Source organism: Ruegeria profundi (genome assembly GCF_020171505.1).
Classification (GTDB): Bacteria; Pseudomonadota; Alphaproteobacteria; order Rhodobacterales; family Rhodobacteraceae; genus Ruegeria; species Ruegeria profundi.
Window position 1 is genome coordinate 706022 of record NZ_JAIUZS010000001.1, and the last position, 17816, is coordinate 723837.

Annotated in this window: 12 protein-coding genes; 4 read left to right on the forward strand and 8 right to left on the reverse strand. The window is 57.9% G+C overall.

Annotated elements, in window-relative coordinates:
- Position 1 precedes the first annotated feature (1 nt).
- Together secD and yajC are read right to left on the reverse strand one after the other, a co-directional pair.
- Positions 2-1663, reverse strand: coding sequence for a protein translocase subunit SecD (gene secD, locus LCM21_RS03410; RefSeq protein WP_224889325.1), 1662 nt, complete (start codon positions 1661-1663; stop codon positions 2-4).
- Positions 1664-1696: 33 nt separating this feature from the next.
- Positions 1697-1984 carry a preprotein translocase subunit YajC gene (gene yajC / locus LCM21_RS03415; RefSeq protein ID WP_068332061.1) on the reverse strand — a complete coding sequence of 96 codons (288 nt, stop codon included), beginning with the start codon at positions 1982-1984 and terminating at the stop codon, positions 1697-1699.
- 203 nt (positions 1985-2187) lie between these two features.
- On the opposite strand from yajC, the gene LCM21_RS03420 reads away from it, so the two are divergent.
- Entirely contained in the window at positions 2188-3852 is a 1665-nt protein-coding gene (locus LCM21_RS03420; RefSeq protein ID WP_224889326.1) for a mechanosensitive ion channel family protein, read from the forward strand.
- A 70-nt stretch (positions 3853-3922) separates the two neighbouring features.
- Positions 3923-5215, forward strand: coding sequence for a serine--tRNA ligase (serS, locus tag LCM21_RS03425; RefSeq protein WP_224889327.1), 1293 nt, complete (start codon positions 3923-3925; stop codon positions 5213-5215).
- Between the two features lie 61 nt (positions 5216-5276).
- Here serS and LCM21_RS03430 read toward each other — a convergent pair whose 3' ends face one another.
- The 5 genes from LCM21_RS03430 to LCM21_RS03450 all read right to left on the reverse strand — a co-directional run bounded on the left by LCM21_RS03430 (position 5277) and on the right by LCM21_RS03450 (position 10650).
- On the reverse strand, positions 5277-5864 hold the full coding sequence (locus LCM21_RS03430; RefSeq protein ID WP_224889328.1) for a helix-hairpin-helix domain-containing protein: 588 nt from the start codon (positions 5862-5864) through the stop codon (positions 5277-5279).
- Between the two features lie 91 nt (positions 5865-5955).
- A complete protein-coding gene (locus LCM21_RS03435) occupies positions 5956-6942 on the reverse strand; it encodes a fatty acid desaturase (RefSeq protein ID WP_224889329.1) in 987 nt (328 codons plus the stop codon).
- A gap of 162 nt (positions 6943-7104) precedes the next feature.
- On the reverse strand, positions 7105-8568 hold the full coding sequence (gene der / locus LCM21_RS03440) for a ribosome biogenesis GTPase Der (protein ID WP_224889330.1): 1464 nt from the start codon (positions 8566-8568) through the stop codon (positions 7105-7107).
- Positions 8569-8616: 48 nt separating this feature from the next.
- Entirely contained in the window at positions 8617-9939 is a 1323-nt protein-coding gene (locus tag LCM21_RS03445; RefSeq protein WP_068332077.1) for a PQQ-like beta-propeller repeat protein, read from the reverse strand.
- A gap of 39 nt (positions 9940-9978) precedes the next feature.
- A complete protein-coding gene (locus LCM21_RS03450; protein WP_224889331.1) occupies positions 9979-10650 on the reverse strand; it encodes a hypothetical protein in 672 nt (223 codons plus the stop codon).
- A 225-nt stretch (positions 10651-10875) separates the two neighbouring features.
- On the opposite strand from LCM21_RS03450, the gene LCM21_RS03455 reads away from it, so the two are divergent.
- Together LCM21_RS03455 and LCM21_RS03460 are read left to right on the forward strand one after the other, a co-directional pair.
- A complete protein-coding gene (locus LCM21_RS03455) occupies positions 10876-12108 on the forward strand; it encodes an efflux RND transporter periplasmic adaptor subunit (RefSeq protein WP_224889332.1) in 1233 nt (410 codons plus the stop codon).
- Entirely contained in the window at positions 12105-15902 is a 3798-nt protein-coding gene (locus tag LCM21_RS03460) for an efflux RND transporter permease subunit (RefSeq protein WP_224889333.1), read from the forward strand. Before LCM21_RS03455 ends, LCM21_RS03460 begins: the two co-directional genes overlap by 4 nt.
- A gap of 85 nt (positions 15903-15987) precedes the next feature.
- On the opposite strand, the gene LCM21_RS03465 is transcribed toward LCM21_RS03460, so the two are convergent.
- The gene (locus tag LCM21_RS03465) at positions 15988-17793 is read right to left on the reverse strand and encodes an ABCB family ABC transporter ATP-binding protein/permease (RefSeq protein ID WP_224889334.1); all 1806 of its coding nucleotides are present in this window, start codon (positions 17791-17793) and stop codon (positions 15988-15990) included.
- Between the last annotated feature and the right edge of the window lie 23 nt (positions 17794-17816).

Below are 17816 nucleotides of genomic sequence, written 5' to 3' on the forward strand. Positions count from 1 at the left end.
GTCAAACCTCGATCATTTTCGGACGGCGCCGTTCAAACCACATCACGATCATCAGGCGGGTCACGAAGATCGCCGTAAAGACAGACGTCAGGATGCCCAGCCCCAGTGTAATCGCGAACCCGCGCACCGGGCCGCTGCCCATGGCAAACAGGATCACGGCGGTAATGAATGTTGTCACGTTGGCATCCAAAATCGCCGACAGCGCCTTTTCATAGCCGAGTTCAATCGCGCGCGCCGGACCTTTGGCTGATTTCAATTCCTCGCGAATACGCTCAAAGATCAGCACATTTGCGTCGACCGCCATGCCGACGGTCAGAACGATGCCCGCAATACCCGGCAATGTCAGCGTTGCCCCGATCAAGGAAAGCAGACCAAACAGTAGTCCCACGTTGATGATAAGCGCGATGTTGGCAAAAACGCCGAACAGACCATAGCTCAGCCCCATGAAGACCAGCACTGCGACGAAAGCCACTACAGTTGCCACCTGACCCGCGTCGATACTGTCTTGCCCCAGCTCGGGGCCGATGGTGCGTTCTTCCAGGAACTCCATCCCCGCAGGCAGAGCACCGGCACGCAACAGGACGGCCAGATTGGTGCTTTCTTCGACTGTGAAATTCCCGGTGATAATCCCCGACCCGCCCGGAATATGGCTTTGGATCACGGGGGCCGAAATCACCTCATCATCCAGTACGATGGCAAAGGGCGCGCCGATGTTTTCAAGCGTATAATCGCCAAACTTTCGCGCGCCCGAGGTGTTAAACCGGAAGCTGACCGCAGGGCGACCGTTCTGATCGAAGGAAGGCTGCGCGTCCACCAATTCCTCTCCCGTAACAACCGGAGCGGACTCTAGCGTGTAGTAAACGCCCGTTTCATCAATGGATGGCACAATTTCTTGGCCGATACCCGGTACTGCATCAGGGTCGGTTCCGCGCCCGGCGACCGGGTTGAAGGTCAGTTGCGCGGTCGTGCCAATGATTTCCTTCAGCTCACCCGCGCTTCCTATACCGGGTACCTGAATCAGGATGCGTTGGGCACCCTGACGTTGAATCGTCGGCTCACGCGTGCCCACCTCGTCGATACGACGCCGGATGATTTCCAGCGCCTGCCGAACAGTACGGTCATCAGAGGCCAGTTTCTCAGCCTCTGAGAGCTGTACGATGATCGTATCACCCTCGGCGCGGGCCTCGATATCCGTGGCCCCCACTCCGGTCAGGGTCTGCACCTGTCGCGCAAGGCCACGCACGACTTCCAGCGCGCGCGACATGCCGTCGGGCTGGCTGATGCGCACGCGAATCTCATCCGGGGCCGACTCCTGCTTGCGGATCGTGCCGACAGTGGCACGTTCATCCCGCAAAGCGTCCCGGATTTCCGGCCACATGGCCTCCATCCGGGATTCGTACACATCTTCGACCTTCACTTCGGCCAGCAAATGCGCACCGCCGCGCAAGTCCAGGCCAAGATTGACCAAAGAGGACGGCAGCCAATTGGGCCACTGCGCCGCCTCGGCCTGTAATTCCGGAGTGTCGATGCCAAGTTCAATTTCGACTTTGGCATCATTGGATTGCTCGACGCGCGTGTAAAACGCATTCGGCAGAGCCATGAGCAGGCCAGTCACGCAGACCAGCCAGATCAGAACCCGCTTCCAGGTATCAATTTGCAGCATTACCCTGCCTTTTCAAGGAATTGTCGCGCGAAGTTACTTCGCCGGTTCGGTCTTGTTCAAAACCTGAGCGATGGTTGACTTGACCACGCGGACCTTAACGTTGTCGGCGATCTCGACCTCAATCTCGTTCTCGCCTTCCTTGACCTTCGAAACTTTGCCGATCACGCCGCCCTGGGTGACCACCTGATCGCCTCGGCGCACGGCATCGACCATGGCCTGATGTTGTTTCATCTTCTTCTGCTGCGGACGGATCAGCAGGAAATACATGATCGCAAAGATCAGAATCAGCGGGAGAAACTGGGCGATTGCGCCACCTTCCATGGGATATTCCTTTTGGTTTGGAGTTGCGAACGAGTGCCGCAAATTTTGCGAGAACCTATGCTTTGAAGCAGCTGTTTGCAAGCAAAGGCCGTATCGGAAAATTTCCGGATTTCCATGCCCGGCCATAAGGATGTTTCGAAGCGTTGCAGATATGTCCTAGGAACGTCTGCTGACTTGGATATAGTCGGGGGCGAGGAGGACGAATGCCAAGGAACTTCAAACCCTTCGAGTTGCTGGTGCATCTTTTGCGCGCAGCCTGCGCAATCCTGCTTTTGTCCACCTTCGCCCTTGCGCAGGAGACTTCTACTGAGCCGGGCGAGACCGAGATCACCGACTCAGACGTTTTCAAGGCTCCCGTAGTCGTTGATGGCGATACGCTGTTCTTCCTGCGCGGCTCAAGCGCCCTGCCCGCCACTGAGCGGGCCGAGCGTCTTCAGACCACAATCGTCGAAGTCGCCGAGGCGTCCGAAAACCCAACCGTCGACATCTCCTTCGAAGAGACCGATCTGGGTATCCGCATCCTGGCTGACGGGGAAATCATATCCCTGGTCACTGCAGCCGATGCCGAACTGGAGCAGATGGAACTGGACGTTCTTAGCCTTCTGCATGGCGAAGCCATCGAGGATGCCATCATCTCGTACCGCGCCAACCGGACCGAACAGGCCCTTGTCTCTGGCGCCATCGAGGCCGCGGCCTGGACGTTTGGCTTTGTGGTGTTTAGCGTGGCGATCCTGTGGCTGTACCGACGTATCCGGCGCCGCACGCTGAAATTCGTCAAACGGTATTTGCGCGACGTGGAAACAGCCACCGCCAAAAGCGTACAGGCCGAAGCGATTGACGCGTTGGTCCGCTACGCCCTGAACTTCGTCCTGTTGGTCATCTTCTTCGTCGGCTTTTACTACTACCTCTCGTTCGTCCTTCTGGCGTTTGCCGAGACACGCTATTTCGCGCAGTTGCTGCTGACTTACCTGACCGAACCGGCGCTGCTGATCTTCAAGGGCATAATTGGATACATCCCCAATCTGATCATGTTGGGCCTGATCACCTGGGTCACGATGTACATCATCAAAGGCATGCGCGTGTTCTTCGATGCGGTCGAGGCAGGCTCGTTCGACATCGGCGATTTCGAGAAGCACTGGATCAATCCGACGTTCAACATCGCCCGGGTCGTGGTGATTTTGATCGCGCTGGTCTTTGCAGTGCCCTACATCCCCGGGTCGGATTCGGCGGCCTTCCAGGGGTTGACCATTCTGGTCGGCGCGATGCTGTCACTGGGCGCGAACTCGGTCGTGTCCAACATGCTGGCGGGATTGTTCGTGATCTATCGCCGCTCCACCTCGATCGGAGACCGTATCCAGATCGGGGATCACATCGGCGATGTGGTGCAAATCAAACTGATGGAGACGCATCTGAAATCCATCAAGAATGAACTGATCTCGATTCCGAATGCCCAGTTGATGAACTCGGACGTGGTAAACTTTTCCAAGAAAACCGACGGTAGCGGTCTGTTGCTGCATACCACCGTCGGCATCGGCTACGAGGAACCGCCCGAAAAGGTTGAGGCGATGCTGATCGAGGCCGCCAATCGCACCAATGGAATTAAGATCAGGCCCGAACCATTCGTGCTGTGGACCGCTTTGGCCGATTACGCGATCAACTATCAGATCAATGGCTATACCACGCGCGGCAGTATCATTCCAAAGATCAAATCCGACCTGCACCGCAACATCGTGGCTGTTTTCAATGAAAATAACGTGCAGATCATGACGCCATCCTACATGGCCGACCCGCCCGAGCCGAAAATCCCCGCGGTGGAATGGGATGGGCATCTGGCGCATGAAGCGCACGCGGAAATCGACAAGTCGTAACCGGTGCTACACCCTGCTCTCCAGATGGTGCATAAGCGACGCGAGTGATTCACGATTAAGGACCTGAACCATGCACGACATCCGCGCCATTCGCGAAAACCCAGCCGCCTTTGACGCCGCCCTTGCGCGCCGTGGGGACGCGCCGGTGTCGTCAGACCTGCTGCGGCTGGACGAAAGCCGCCGCGCCAAGATTCTGGCGGCAGAAACCGCGCAGGCCGAACAGAACAAAGCCTCGAAAGAGGTGGGTGCCGCAAAAGGGCGCGGTGATGAGGCCGAATTCGAACGCCTTCGCGCATTGGTGGCAGAGAAAAAGGCCGAGGTCGCCCGAATGCAGACTGAGGCGAAAGACCTTGACGCTCTGCTGACCGACCAGCTGATCCGTATCGCTAACCTGCCCGCCGATGATGTGCCCGAAGGCGTGGATGAGGCTGACAATGTCGAGATCAACCGCTGGGGTACTCCGCGGGAACTGGGTTTTGCTCCCAAGGAGCACTTCGAAATCGAATCCGTTCAGAATGGCATGGATTTCGAAACCGCCGCCAAACTCTCGGGCTCGCGTTTTGTGCTGCTGTCTGGCGGCGTTGCCCGCATTCACCGTGCTTTGGCGCAGTTCATGCTGGACACGCATATCAACGAAAACGAACTGACCGAGGTCAACGGCCCGGTTCTGGTGCTCTCCGAAATGATGCAGGGCACCGGCCAATTGCCGAAGTTTGGCGAAGACAGCTATCAGACCCGCGAAGGGTGGTGGTTGATCCCGACCTCTGAGGTTTCGCTGACCAATATCGTCAACGACACGATGATCGAAGAAAGCTATCTGCCGCGCCGCTATACCGCGCATTCCCTGTGCTTCCGGTCCGAGGCCGGATCGGCTGGTAAAGACACGCGCGGCATGCTGCGTCAGCATCAGTTCGAAAAGGTCGAGATGGTCTCGGTCACCCATCCGGACAAATCGGATGACGAACAAAAACGCATGTTGCGCTGCGCCGAGGGGATTTTGGAAAAGCTTGGCATCCCCTATCGCACCGTCATCTTGTGCACGGGCGATATGGGTTTTGGTGCGCGCCGCACCTACGACATCGAAGCGTGGCTGCCCGGTCAGGACACCTATCGTGAGATCAGTTCGGTCTCAACCTGCGGTGACTTCCAAGCCCGCCGAATGAATGCACGCTTCCGTCCCGAAGCGGGGGGCAAGCCAGAGTACGTGCACACGCTGAACGGCTCGGGGCTGGCGGTCGGACGGTGCCTGATCGCCGTGCTTGAAAATGGCCAGAATGCGGACGGCACGGTGACCCTGCCCGAAGTTCTTGCGCCCTATTTGGGCGGCAAGCTGACGCTGCAACTCGACGGTACGCTGGCATAAAGTAAAGCGGCTACCGCGCCACGCGGTGCCGGTTCAACAAGAAACGCAAGGCGAAGAAGGATTACTTCTTCGTCTTTTTCTTATCCTTCTTCTTGTCTTTCTTTTTATCCTTCTTGGCGTCGTCCTTTTTCTTACCGCCTTTCTTGGATTTCTTATCCTTCTTCTTGACCTTGGCTTTCACCTTATCCTTGGCCTTCGAGAATGCGGCCTCCATCTCTTGCAGCTTTTTGGCTGCCTTTTCAGCCTTGGCCTTGGCTTTCGCCTTTTTACGGGCCTTGGCCTCGGCTGCGGCTTTTTCTTCGGCTGCTTTGCGTGCCGCGTCTTCAGCGCGTTTTTCAGCCGCAGCGGCCGCTACGGTCTTTCTGGCTGCAGGTCTGCGGGTTGCAGGTTTGCGCGCTGGCGCTCGGCGTGTTGCCGGTTTTGCTGCCGCGGGCTTTGCAGCAGCCGAACTTTTCGCCGCGGGTTTGGTTGCAATCGCCTCTTTCGCTGCAGCGATCAGGATCAATGCGCGCGCGGCCCCTATGCGTGGGACTTTGACCAGATCGTCGGGGCTGGCACTTGCGACGGCTTCGGCGGTCTTGAATCCATTGGCAATCAGCGCCTGCCCAAGCGCTTCTCCTACACCGTTAACGTCGGTCACTGCAGTCATTACGAGGCCTTCCTTTCTCCCTGATTTATTCTTGTATATACGGAGGATATACACTTCGGCAAGCCGATAGGCCTGATATCATTCCTGTTTATCAATTGGTCTGCGCAAGACTGCTAGCGCGACTGCTCTTGGGAAAGGGCACGAGGCGTTTTGCGTCTTCATCCCAAAGTTTCAAATTTAACGCCGCCACCGCCTCGGGGAATTTGATCCGGCGCGGTGTGTATTCGGGTGGAAGGTTATAGTGGCACGCGCGTAAGCGATACGAGGGGATGCGTGAATTGAAGTGGTGAATGTCATGCAGCGTTATACAGGCCACGGCATTGTCGAACCACCAGCCAAAGTCCAATGCAGACGATCCCTGCAGCGCCGCCAGTTGCGGGTCAAGATCCGGACGGCGATCCCAGTACGTGTCTTCAAAGTTATGCTGCAGGTAAACCAGAAAGACACCCAACATCCCGCCCAACAGAGAAAACACTAGCCAGACCAAAATGCCCGTGCTCCCTGCGATAAGAAAAAGAAGCCCAAGAAATACGACGATCGACAGATTGTGCAGCAGCACGCCCCTGACCCCAAACCGCACCGTATTTTTAGGCCAGCGGTAGCGAATGAAATATGTAAACAACGCGCCGACCGGAACCAGAATGAACGGGTTGCGGTAGAGGCGATAGAACAGTCGCGTTTGCCAGTTTGCTGTGTTCCATTCCTGCAGCGTCATGGTGTGAATTTCGCCTGTCTCGCGGTGCTCAAGATTGCCGATCCCCGCATGATGCAGATTGTGGTTTTGCTTCATCACCTCGAACGGGGCAAAGGTGAACGGTGACAATCCATGCCCGGCCCACTCATTCTGCGCCCGCGTTTCAAACAGCGAATGATGACCGCAATCATGTTGCAAAACGTAAAGGCGTACGGCTGAGAAGGCGAAGACAACCCCGGCAGGGACCATGATGTACCAGCGATCAACATAGGCAATTGCCAGTGCCAGTGATCCGAAATAGACGGCAAAGGTTCCAAAATAACTTAACGCGGCAAGTCTGTTGTCCTGAACCGCATATTGCCGTGTGTATTCCCGCAAATTCATTCAGCTTGCCCCACCTTTGGCCAAGTTAATATCATAGCGAAATTATTTGCGTCTTCCTCGTATTCAAGTGGCGCGCAGAAAACGCATGCACGCAGGCGAATGCTAGCCTGCGGCAACGGGCCTGTCACGCCCTTCCACCGAAAACGCTGAAAATTGGCGCAGTTACGCGCGGCCCTTCAGATGTTTGGCCAGCGCGCCCGCGTTTTTCTTGCGCCGTCCTTTGTACGGGTTTTTGTCGCCCTGTCCGCGCAATGTCAGGCGGATGGGGGTTCCGGGCATGTCAAAATCTTCACGCAGACCGTTTACCAAATACCGCGTATAGCTGTCCGGCATCTTATCCGGGTGCGAGCACATCACGACAAAGCCCGGCGGACGGGTCTTGGCCTGGGTCATATAGCGCAGCTTGATCCGACGACCTTGCGGCGCAGGCGGCGGGTGCTGTTCCAGCATGGTTGTAAGCCAGCGGTTCAACGCGGCCGTCGGAACGCGCCGGTTCCAGACATCATGGGCCCGTAGAATAGCCGCGCGAAGGCGCTCAAGCCCACGGCCAGTCTTGGCCGAAACTGTCACCAATGGGGCACCGCGCAATTGTGGCAGCAGGCGGTTGAAAGCCTCTTTCAACTCGCGCAGCTTTTCGTGCTTGTTCTCTTCGACGTCCCATTTGTTGACAGCAACAACCACAGCGCGGCCTTCGCGCTCTGCCAGGTCGGCGATACGCAGGTCCTGCTGTTCGAACGGGATGGCGGCATCCAGCAGAACCACCACAACCTCGGCGAATTTTACTGCGCGCAGCCCGTCAGAGACCGAGAGCTTCTCCAGCTTTTCCTGCACTTTGGCCTTTTTGCGCATACCCGCCGTGTCGAAAATTCGCATTGGCGTGCTGTCGCCATCGGGGTCGGCCCAGTCGATACGCAGGCTGATCGCATCGCGCGTAATGCCAGCCTCGGGTCCGGTCAGTAGGCGATCTTCGCCGATGATCTTATTGATCAGGGTGGATTTTCCAGCGTTCGGGCGCCCTACAACCGCAACTTGCAACGGTTTGGCCGCGGTGATCTGCGGGGTTTCGCCCTCGCCATCTTCATCCAACGTAATGTCGGTTTCCGGCGCGTCGTCTTCTGCCTGTTCATCCGCCGCGTCTGCCAAAGGCATCAGCTGCGCGTAAAGGTCTGTCATTCCCTCGCCATGCTCGCCCGACAGGCGCACCGGTTCGCCAAGGCCAAGGTTGTAGGCCTCTAGCACACCGGCATCCGCCGCGTTACCTTCGGCCTTGTTCGCGGCAAGGATCACGTGCTTGGACCTTTTGCGCAGAATCTCAGCGAACATTTCGTCGGTGGGCGTCAGACCCACGCGCGCGTCGATCATGAAAAGGCAGACATCGGCCATGTCCACCGCACGCTCGGTCAGGCGGCGCATCCGGCCCTGCAGGCTGTCATCCGTTGCGTCCTCAAGCCCTGCCGTGTCGATCACGGTAAACCGCAAGTCGCCCAGCCGCCCCTCGCCTTCGCGCAGGTCACGCGTCACGCCGGGCTGGTCGTCGACCAAGGCCAGACGTTTGCCCACGAGGCGGTTGAACAGAGTGGATTTGCCCACATTCGGGCGCCCCACGATGGCGACGGTCAGCGACATGATACTCAACTTTCAAGACTCAGACGCGCCGTTTAGCGCATCTTGCCGTCAACGGAAAGCGTGTAGATCACCCTTGGTCGAGACAACATACAGCGTCTGTCCGGCCACAACGGGGGCTGTGGTGGCGCCACCCGGCACTTCAACACGGTTAACGAGCGTTCCGTCCACCGGGTTAAAGAAGCGCAGGAACCCGTCATTCGAGGCGATCACGATGCGTCCTCCGGCCAGGATCGGGCCATAATGTGCAAAGACCGGACCGCGACGATTCGGCCTGTCCTTAACGAAACCCGGCAAGTCTTGCGTCCAAACGACAGAGCCATCCGAAATGTCCAACCGCACCAACTGGCTGCGGTCACTGATCAGGAACAGGCTGTTGCCCGCAGGCCAAACGGTATCCACGGCACCTTCGTTCGCAGTCCACAGTCGCTCGCCCGATCCGGCGTCAAATGCAACGGTACGGCCCGAATGGTTGCCGATATAGATCGTGTTGCCCACAACCATCGGCCCACCGGTCACGTCCACGATTTGCGCCGCCGCACGTCCGCGGCGTCCGCCCGCGACCGAAGCGTTCCAGCGCCGAATTCCACCCCTGCGGAAGGTTGCTGCAATATCGCCCGAGCCGAACGCAAAGACCGACAGATCAGACGCAATCACCGGGGCCGGAGCCCCCAAAACGTTACCAACGCTTGGCGTGCCCTGAATCTGCCAGGCAATACGGCCATCTTTTGTATTTACCGCCCAGCCGGTTTCATCGCCCGCAACAAGGTACAGCAGACCGTCATTGACCAACGGTGCGCCGCTGCCGGTGGCGTTCAGGCGGTTCTGCCACCTGATCGCTCCGGTTTTTGCATCCAGCGCCGACAGCCGGCCAAACCCCGAAGACACGTAAAGAGCACCGTTTGCATAGGCCATCCCGCCGCCCGTCGCATCCGAGTCACCGTCAGATGCCGGGATCAGGTCCGTGCTCCAGGCGACCTGCCCCGCGGGTGTGACGGCGGAAACGGTCGCGCCAGCGTCCAGCGTATAGATCAGCCCCCCGGCGACGACAGGCTCGGCCGTGATGCGGCGCTTTCGGGAATCCCCGTCTCCGATAGAGGCAGACCAAATCCGTTGTGGAGTCGCGCGCAGGGCCGCGTTGTTCGTCCGATATGCAGGAGTGCCGGGGCTTTGCGACCACCCGGCATTCGCAGACTGTGCGGGCAGGCTTATCGGTTTTGAGCCGCGTGTCACAACTGCAGCATTGTCCGACGTGGGGCGAATATCCTCGCGCGGACCGGGCAAGATAACCTCGGGTTCCTCACAGGCCGCGAGCACCATCAGAGATAGCGCCCCAACCGACAATCCAACGCGGGAGAAAAGACTTGTCACCATGATGCTCCGAACTCGCCTGTCATTCTTTTTGCCACTGCGTCAGCCCTGCTGGGCCGCCAGCGGCTCCGGTTCGCCGCCAAGGGCAACAATCAACTGAGCCGCGCGCTGCTGAAGATCCACGCCAACGTCTGCATCCTGTCGTATTGCCTGCAGGCGGTCGATTGCAGCGTCAGCATTCCCCTCAGCTATGTCGATGAGCGCCAGCTGTTCTTCGGCCAACAATCGCAGCGGCGCGCCGGGGGCGGCCAGGGCTTCGAACTGCTGCCGACGGTCCGCCACCGGCAGTGTGTCATTTTGCAAAAGCAGAGCCTTAAATGAAGCGATTGCACGGTAGATTTCCGGCAAATCCCCTTGAACGGAAATCGCGTTCAGGCTTTCAACCGCTTCCTCGCGTGTCCCTGCTTCGACCTGCGATGAAGACAAAAGCATGTTCAGAACCGCAACGCCACCGGGTGTGGGCGCATCAATACTTGCTAGGCTGTTGGCGCGTTCAGCTGAGTCATTTTGCGACAAAGCGCTGAGAATCTCATCACCCAGCTGCTCTGCCTGACTTGTCGCGCGCGCTTTTCTGAACTCGTTGAATGCAGCCCCACCTACGATGAGGACAACCGCCAGAACTCCGATCCAACCCCATCGGCGCAGTAACAGAAACAAGCGATCGCGCCGGACCTCTTCGGTCACTTCATCAATGAAACTGTCGACGTCGCTCATGCCTGCTCCTCGGGCTGCGTGCTTTTCGTATGGCGCCATGTCATACCCCGGCGTTCCCGCCAAGCCAAGGCCCGGAATTCGCGCATTTTCGCGTCGTCATGCCGCCCTTGCGAAAAAAAGCAAACCAAACTATTCAGTTTAGCGTAGAAAAGGTGCATGCCTGACCCCAATTATTAACATGCGCGCCACAGTAATATTGGCATCTAGTTCTGAACGAGGCCCCGTATGCGTCTGATTTCATTCATAAATGCGATTTTGGTAGTTGCTGCATTATTTTTGCTGATCTTCGAACGCGATGCATTGTTTGCCTTTGCAGGTCGCGGTGAGGCTGCGCCAGACGCAGCAAACGCCAGCGAATCTGCTGCTGATCCCACTTCGGAGCAGCAAGCTATCGGCGTGGTTGCCCTGCGCTCGGTTGCACGAGAAATTGACAGCGCCCTGACGTTGCGCGGCCAGACGAAGGCCAATCGCCAGGTCGAAGTGCTGGCTGAAACGAGCTCAACCGTGATTTCAGAACCCAAGCGAAAAGGCGCGTTTGTCGAGGCGGGCGATCTGCTGTGCGAACTGGATCCAAGCACCCGCCCTGCCAGCCTGGCGGAAGCCAGGGCTGCAAGGCTAGAAGCGGAAAGCCGCATCCCCGAGGCTGAAGCACGTCTGGAAGAGGCGCATGCCCTTGTGGCCGAGGCGCAGATCAATCTGACCGCCGCCCAACGCCTATCGGAAACCGGCTTCGGCTCGGAAACCCGACGTATTTCCAGCGAGGCTGTCATGCGGTCGGCTGAAGCCGGTGTAAAAACTGCTGAGGCCGGACTGGAGGCAACACGCGCCGGGATCGAGGCCGCCATCGCCGAGGTCGAGGCCGCGCAACGTGAGATCGACCGCCTGACCATCGAAGCGCCTTTCAGGGGTCTTTTGGAAAGCGACACCGCTGAACTGGGCAGCCTGATGCAGCCCGGATCGCTGTGCGCAACCGTTATTCAACTGGACCCAATCAAGCTGGTCGGTTTCGTACCCGAAGTTGATGTGAACAAAATTGTTGTGGGCTCCGAGGCAACGGCGCAACTGGTCACTGGCCTTCAGGTCACGGGCCGAGTGACGTTCTTGAGCCGGTCCGCCGATGAAACGACACGTACGTTCGAGGTCGAGATCACCGTACCCAACCCCGAGCTGACGATCCGCGACGGTCAAACCGCCGATATCCGCATCTCGGCCGAAGGGACCAAGGCCCATCTGCTGCCTCAATCCGCGTTAACCCTGAACAACGAAGGTCAGGTCGGTGTTCGCACCGTAGGCGCAGGTAACATCGTCGAATTTATGCCGATCAAGCTGCTGCGGGATACGGCCGAAGGTGTCTGGGTCGGCGGTTTGCCGGAAACCACGGATATTATTGTTGTCGGGCAAGAATTCGTGACACAGGGTGTCATGGTCAATCCCACTTTTAGGGAACACACGCAATGACAGGTCTTGTCGCTTGGGCCGCCAACAGGGCCCGTATGGTTCTTGCCTTCATCGCGATCTCGCTGATCGTTGGTGGGTTTGCCTATGTCGGCCTACCCAAAGAGGGCGAACCGGACATCGAAATCCCGGCCCTGTTCGTTTCAGTCCAGTTTCCCGGTATCTCTGCCGAAGACTCTGAAAACCTGCTGATCAAGCCGATGGAAACCGAACTGGCGGATTTGGACGGTTTGAAAGAGATGACCGCCACTGCCGCCGAAGGTTATGCCGGGATCGCGCTTGAGTTTGATTTCGGCTGGGACAAAACCGCGATCATGGCAGATGTGCGCGATGCTATGAATACCGCGCAGGCTGATTTCCCCGAAGGAGCCGAGCAGTACTCACTGACCGAGATCAACCTGTCTGAGTTTCCCATTGTCATCGTGAACCTGACCGGCGCAGTGCCCGAACGCACAATGACACGCATTGCCAATGACTTGCAGGATGATCTTGAGTCGCTGGATTCCGTGCTCGAAGCCGGTATCGCCGGTGATCGTGACGAGTTGCTGGAGGTCATCATCGACCCGCTGCGGCTGGAGTCCTACAACGTGTCAGCCGATGAGTTGATCAACGTTGTACGGAACAACAACCAGTTGATTGCAGCGGGTGAGGTCGATACCGCGCAGGGGACATTCTCGGTCAAGATCCCCTCTTCGTTCAAAACCGCCGAGGATGTGTACAGCCTGCCCGTAAAGGTCAACGGCGATCGCGTTGTAACGATGGGTGAGCTTGCGCAGATCAACTACACATTCGAAGACCGGGAAGGTACGGCGCGTTTTGACAACGAGTCCACTGTGGCGTTGCAGGTGGTCAAACGGAAAGGCTTTAACCTGATCGATACGGTTGCTGACGTTAAAACAACCTTGGCCGCTGCGCAGGAAAAGTGGCCCGCCGAACTGCGTGCCGCTGTGGACGTTGGAACATCAAACGATCAGAGCCGTATCGTCGATTCAATGGTGCGCCAGCTTGAAGCCTCGGTCTTGACGGCTATTGCGCTGGTGATGATCGTAGTTCTGGCGTCGTTGGGAACGCGCGCTGCGCTGTTGGTGGGTTTTGCGATCCCGACCTCATTCCTGCTGAGTTTCGCCTTTCTGGCCGTTATGGGCGTCAGCATTTCGAACATGGTGATGTTCGGGCTGATTCTGGCTGTGGGTATGCTGGTCGACGGGGCCATTGTTGTGGTCGAATACGCCGATAAACGTATCAAGCAAGGCATTGGCCCGATGCACGCCTATGTCGAAGCCGCCCAGCGGATGTTCTGGCCCATCGTGTCGTCGACTGCGACCACGCTCTGCGCCTTCTTGCCCATGCTGTTCTGGCCGGGCGTTCCGGGCGAATTCATGAAGATGCTGCCGATCACGCTGATCTTCGTTCTGTCGTCATCGCTGATCGTTGCATTGATTTACTTGCCCGTCGTGGGCGGTGTTTCCGGTCGTCTCAGCCGGGTTTTTGACCGCACCTCCAACTGGCTGCGTGCTGTTGCTCCTTGGTGGGTGCGCGCGGTTATGGTGCCTCCGGCGCTGTACATGATTTTCCTTGGGGCGATGCAGATGTTGAACCCCGGCTATCTGCTGCCCGAAAGCGCATCTGGCGGTGTGATCTTTGGTGCCCTTCTGTTTATCGCGGGCGGGTTTGCCGGATCAGTCACCCTCAGCGCGGCCCGGATCGAACGCAAGCGCGAAGAACGCGTGCACAGCGCACGCGAGCGAACGCCGTTCGGCCGAGTGATCAAGTTCCTGGTGGGCAACCCGATCATGCCAATTGTCTCGATTGTGGTCGTCATCTTCGGCGTGATGGGCGTGATGTCATATTACATGGCCAACAACCGGGGTGTTGAATTCTTCGTTGAAACCGAGCCAGAGCAAGCGACAGCCTACGTTCGTGCGCGGGGCAACCTGTCGCTACAGGAAAAAGACGCGCTGGTCGTGGCTGCCGAAGCGGTGATCAGCGCCCATCCGGCTGTCACAAACGTGTTTGCCTTTGCCGGTGAAGGTGGTTTGAGCCAGAACGATGGGGGGCTTTCCGCACCTGCTGACACGGTAGGACGTGTTCAGTTCGAGATTACACCGTGGGAAGACAGACCCAATGTGTCTGAGCCTGTCTTTTTTAGCCTGTTCGAACGCCAGATCATCGACCCGGAGTATGACGGTGATTACGTTCTGGATGAGTTGAACGCCGAGCTTGCAAAGTTGCCGGGTTTCATCGTAGAGATTCTGCCGCTGGAACAAGGTCCTGCTTCGGCCAAGCCCGTGCATCTTCGCATAAAGGGTGACGGGTGGGAAGAGCTGACCGCCGCTGCCCAATCCGCCCGCGCGGTGTTTGAGGAAACGCCCGGCCTGATCAAGATCGAAGACACCTTGCCCCTGCCTGGCATCGACTGGCAGATTGACGTGGACGTCGCCAAGGCGGGACGTTTTGGCGCTGATGTCGCCACTGTCGGCGCGATGGTGCAGCTTGTGACTCGTGGCATCCTGCTGGGCGAGATGCGCCCCGACAACACCGACGAAGAGGTTGAAATCCGCGTGCGCCTGCCCGAGCAGGACCGGGTGTTATCAACGCTCGACTCGCTCAAGGTTCGCACACCCGACGGCTTGGTACCGCTGTCCAACTTTGTAACCCGTCAACCGGTGGCTAAACTGGCCGAGATCAACCGGATCGACCAGCAACGCTATTACGACGTGAAAGCGGATGTGGAACCGGGGCTGTCCAAGGTGGTTGTTGATGGTCCCGACGGACAAAAGCAACAATTGGCCGTCATCCGCGCGGTTGAAGACGACGCGGAGCCCAACGGCGCAGCCATCATCGGCACCAATGGCGCGACGTATGAGCTGTTTCAACTGACAGAAGCAGAGACCGTAGAAGATGTGCGTGAGGCGATCGAAACAGGCGCTGCACGTCTTGAGCTGATCAACCCGAACGAGCGGATCGCGGCCCTGACTGAGTGGCTGGACACCGGCCCTTTCTCGAACGCTATCAGTTGGGAATGGACCGGTGACCAGGAAGATCAGGCCGAGTCCGGTGCCTTTTTGGTGAACGCCTTCATGGGCGCGTTGGGTCTGATGTTCGTGATCTTGCTGGCGCAGTTCAACTCGTTCTACAACTCGGTTCTGGTGCTGTTGGCGGTCGTACTGTCGACCACTGGGGTGCTGATCGGGATGATTGCGATGCAGCAGCCGTTTTCGATCATCATGACTGGCACCGGCATCGTCGCGCTGGCAGGGATCGTGGTGAACAACAACATTGTTCTGATCGACACCTACCAAGAATACAGCCGCTATATGCCCCGGATTGAGGCGATCGTTCGCACGGCAGAGGCGCGTATCCGCCCCGTCCTGCTGACTACGTTGACCACGATGGCGGGTCTGACACCCATGATGTTTGGCCTTTCGCTCGATTTCATCGGCGGTGGGTATTCGATCAACAGCCCCACTGCTCTGTGGTGGAAACAGCTTGCCACCGCGGTTGTGTTTGGCCTTGGCATCGCGACCGTTCTGACACTGATCGTGACGCCCTCGTTGCTGGCGCTGCGGGTGTGGGTGTCGACCTATGTTGTGTGGTTGAGCAAACTTCTGGCGCGTGCGACGGCCGGCCAGTCCAGTCAGATTGCGCAGGATATGGCGATTAGCAAGGCGGCGCGTCAGGCGCAAGCGACCGAAGTGATATGGGAAGATGACGCTCCGCCAGAGTACGACCCGCACTCGAAACCCGAGTGGGACCCGGCCCAACCGCCCACATCACCACTGAAAGCGGCAGAGTAAAGCAAACGGCGAACCTTCGGGTTCGCCATTTTCCTTTGTGTCACGCGCCGGATTACCTTAGCCCGGCCAGAACGGGTCAGTTCGATTAAACGGTTTCGGCGTCAGATTGCTGGCGGCGCCACAATTGCGAATAGCGACCTTCGCGTTGCAGAAGTTCATCATGGGTGCCTTGCTCAATGATCTCACCCTGTTCCAGCACGACAATTACGTCCGCCTCTGCAATGGTGCTGAGACGATGCGCGATTGTCAGCACCGTGCGCCCTTCCCCAGCACGTGCCAAAGCGTCCTTGATGTCTTGCTCGGTATCCGTATCCAACGCCGAAGTTGCCTCATCCAGCAACAGGATAGGCGGGTTCTTCAACAAGGTACGGGCAATGCCGACCCGCTGCTTTTCACCGCCCGACAGCTTCAACCCGCGTTCGCCAACCTTGGTGTCGTAACCTTCGGGCAATGAAATAATGAAGTCATGAATTTGGGCGGCTTTGGCCGCCGCCTCGACCTCATCCTGCGTGGCCCCGTCCCGGCCATAAGCAATGTTGTAGCGGATCGAGTCGTTAAACAGCACCGTATCCTGCGGCACCACGCCAATGGCGGCGTGCAGGCTGTCCGTCGTCACGTCACGCACATCCTGCCCGTCGATTTTCAACGCCCCGCCGGTCACGTCATAGAATCGAAACAGCAACCTTCCGATGGTGGACTTACCCGAACCTGTCGCCCCCACGATGGCAACGGTTTGACCTGCGGGCACGATCAATGAGATGCCCTTCAATATCTCACGGTCAGCATCATAGCCAAAATGAACCGCGTCCAAGGTCACTTCGCCGCCTTTGACCACAAGATCCGATGCGCCGGGCTTGTCAGTGACCTCTGCAGGTTGCTCAAGCAGGTCGAACATCTGCCCCATATCCACCAGCGACTGCCGGATTTCCCGGTACACCGTGCCCAAAAAGTTCAGCGGCACAGTGATTTGGATCATGTAAGCATTTACCATGACGAAATCGCCAACCGTCAGGGTTCCCTTTTGCACCCCCAGAGCCGCAAGCACCATCACACCTATCAATCCACAGGTGATCAGAAACGACTGACCGAAATTCAGGAAAGCCAGCGAGTATGCCGTTTTCAGCGCCGCCCCTGCATAGGCTTTCATCGACGTATCGTATCGTTGAGCTTCGCGCTGTTCCGCATTGAAATACTTGACAGTTTCAAAGTTCAACAGGCTGTCAATAGCACGCTGGTTGGCCTCGGTATCCTGATCATTCATTTCACGTCGCAGTTTTACCCGCCATTCGGTCACTGCGAAGGTGAACCAGATATACAGCGCGATAGTGACAGCTACGACAACCAGATACCACACGTCGAACATCCACATCAGGATGATCGCAACCAGCAGCAGCTCAAGGATCAGAGGTCCAATAGAGAACAGCAGAAACCGCAAGAGGAACTCAACACCCTTGACGCCACGCTCGATAATCCGGCTGAGGCCTCCGGTCCGGCGCGTCACGTGGTAGCGCATTGATAGCTGGTGAATGTGCTGAAACGTTTCCAATGCCAGCGCACGTAAGGCCCGCTGACCTACCCTGGCAAACGCAGCATCGCGCAACTGCTGAAAGCCAACAGTCATCATTCGCGCAACCCCATATGCCACCGTCAGGCCCACGGCACCCAAAGCCAGCGGTGGAACACCTTCGCCTGCCAGTCCATCAACCGCACCCTTGTAAAGGATGGGTGTGTAAACCGCGATGAGCTTGGCCAGAACCAGCATCGCCATGGCAATGACGACCCGACGTTTTACCCAAGGCTCATCCTCGGGCCAAAGATATGGCGCGACCTTACGAATCGTGCGCCATCCGGACTGGCGCTCGTCAACTTCTTGAAGGTCATTTGAATACATCGGGGCTATCGTCTCATCACGGT

What these genes read in the sequence shown, in the direction of transcription:
- LCM21_RS03460 (WP_224889333.1), top strand. Translation starts at nt 12,105, where the DNA reads ATGACAGGTCTTGTCGCTTGGGCCGCCAACAGGGCCCGTATGGTTCTT.
- LCM21_RS03420 (WP_224889326.1), top strand. Translation starts at nt 2,188, where the DNA reads ATGCCAAGGAACTTCAAACCCTTCGAGTTGCTGGTGCATCTTTTGCGC.
- yajC (WP_068332061.1), bottom strand. Translation starts at nt 1,984, where the DNA reads ATGGAAGGTGGCGCAATCGCCCAGTTTCTCCCGCTGATTCTGATCTTT.
- serS (WP_224889327.1), top strand. Translation starts at nt 3,923, where the DNA reads ATGCACGACATCCGCGCCATTCGCGAAAACCCAGCCGCCTTTGACGCC.
- LCM21_RS03435 (WP_224889329.1), bottom strand. Translation starts at nt 6,942, where the DNA reads ATGAATTTGCGGGAATACACACGGCAATATGCGGTTCAGGACAACAGA.
- LCM21_RS03465 (WP_224889334.1), bottom strand. Translation starts at nt 17,793, where the DNA reads ATGTATTCAAATGACCTTCAAGAAGTTGACGAGCGCCAGTCCGGATGG.
- LCM21_RS03430 (WP_224889328.1), bottom strand. Translation starts at nt 5,864, where the DNA reads ATGACTGCAGTGACCGACGTTAACGGTGTAGGAGAAGCGCTTGGGCAG.
- LCM21_RS03450 (WP_224889331.1), bottom strand. Translation starts at nt 10,650, where the DNA reads ATGAGCGACGTCGACAGTTTCATTGATGAAGTGACCGAAGAGGTCCGG.
- LCM21_RS03455 (WP_224889332.1), top strand. Translation starts at nt 10,876, where the DNA reads ATGCGTCTGATTTCATTCATAAATGCGATTTTGGTAGTTGCTGCATTA.
- LCM21_RS03445 (WP_068332077.1), bottom strand. Translation starts at nt 9,939, where the DNA reads ATGGTGACAAGTCTTTTCTCCCGCGTTGGATTGTCGGTTGGGGCGCTA.
- secD (WP_224889325.1), bottom strand. Translation starts at nt 1,663, where the DNA reads ATGCTGCAAATTGATACCTGGAAGCGGGTTCTGATCTGGCTGGTCTGC.
- der (WP_224889330.1), bottom strand. Translation starts at nt 8,568, where the DNA reads ATGTCGCTGACCGTCGCCATCGTGGGGCGCCCGAATGTGGGCAAATCC.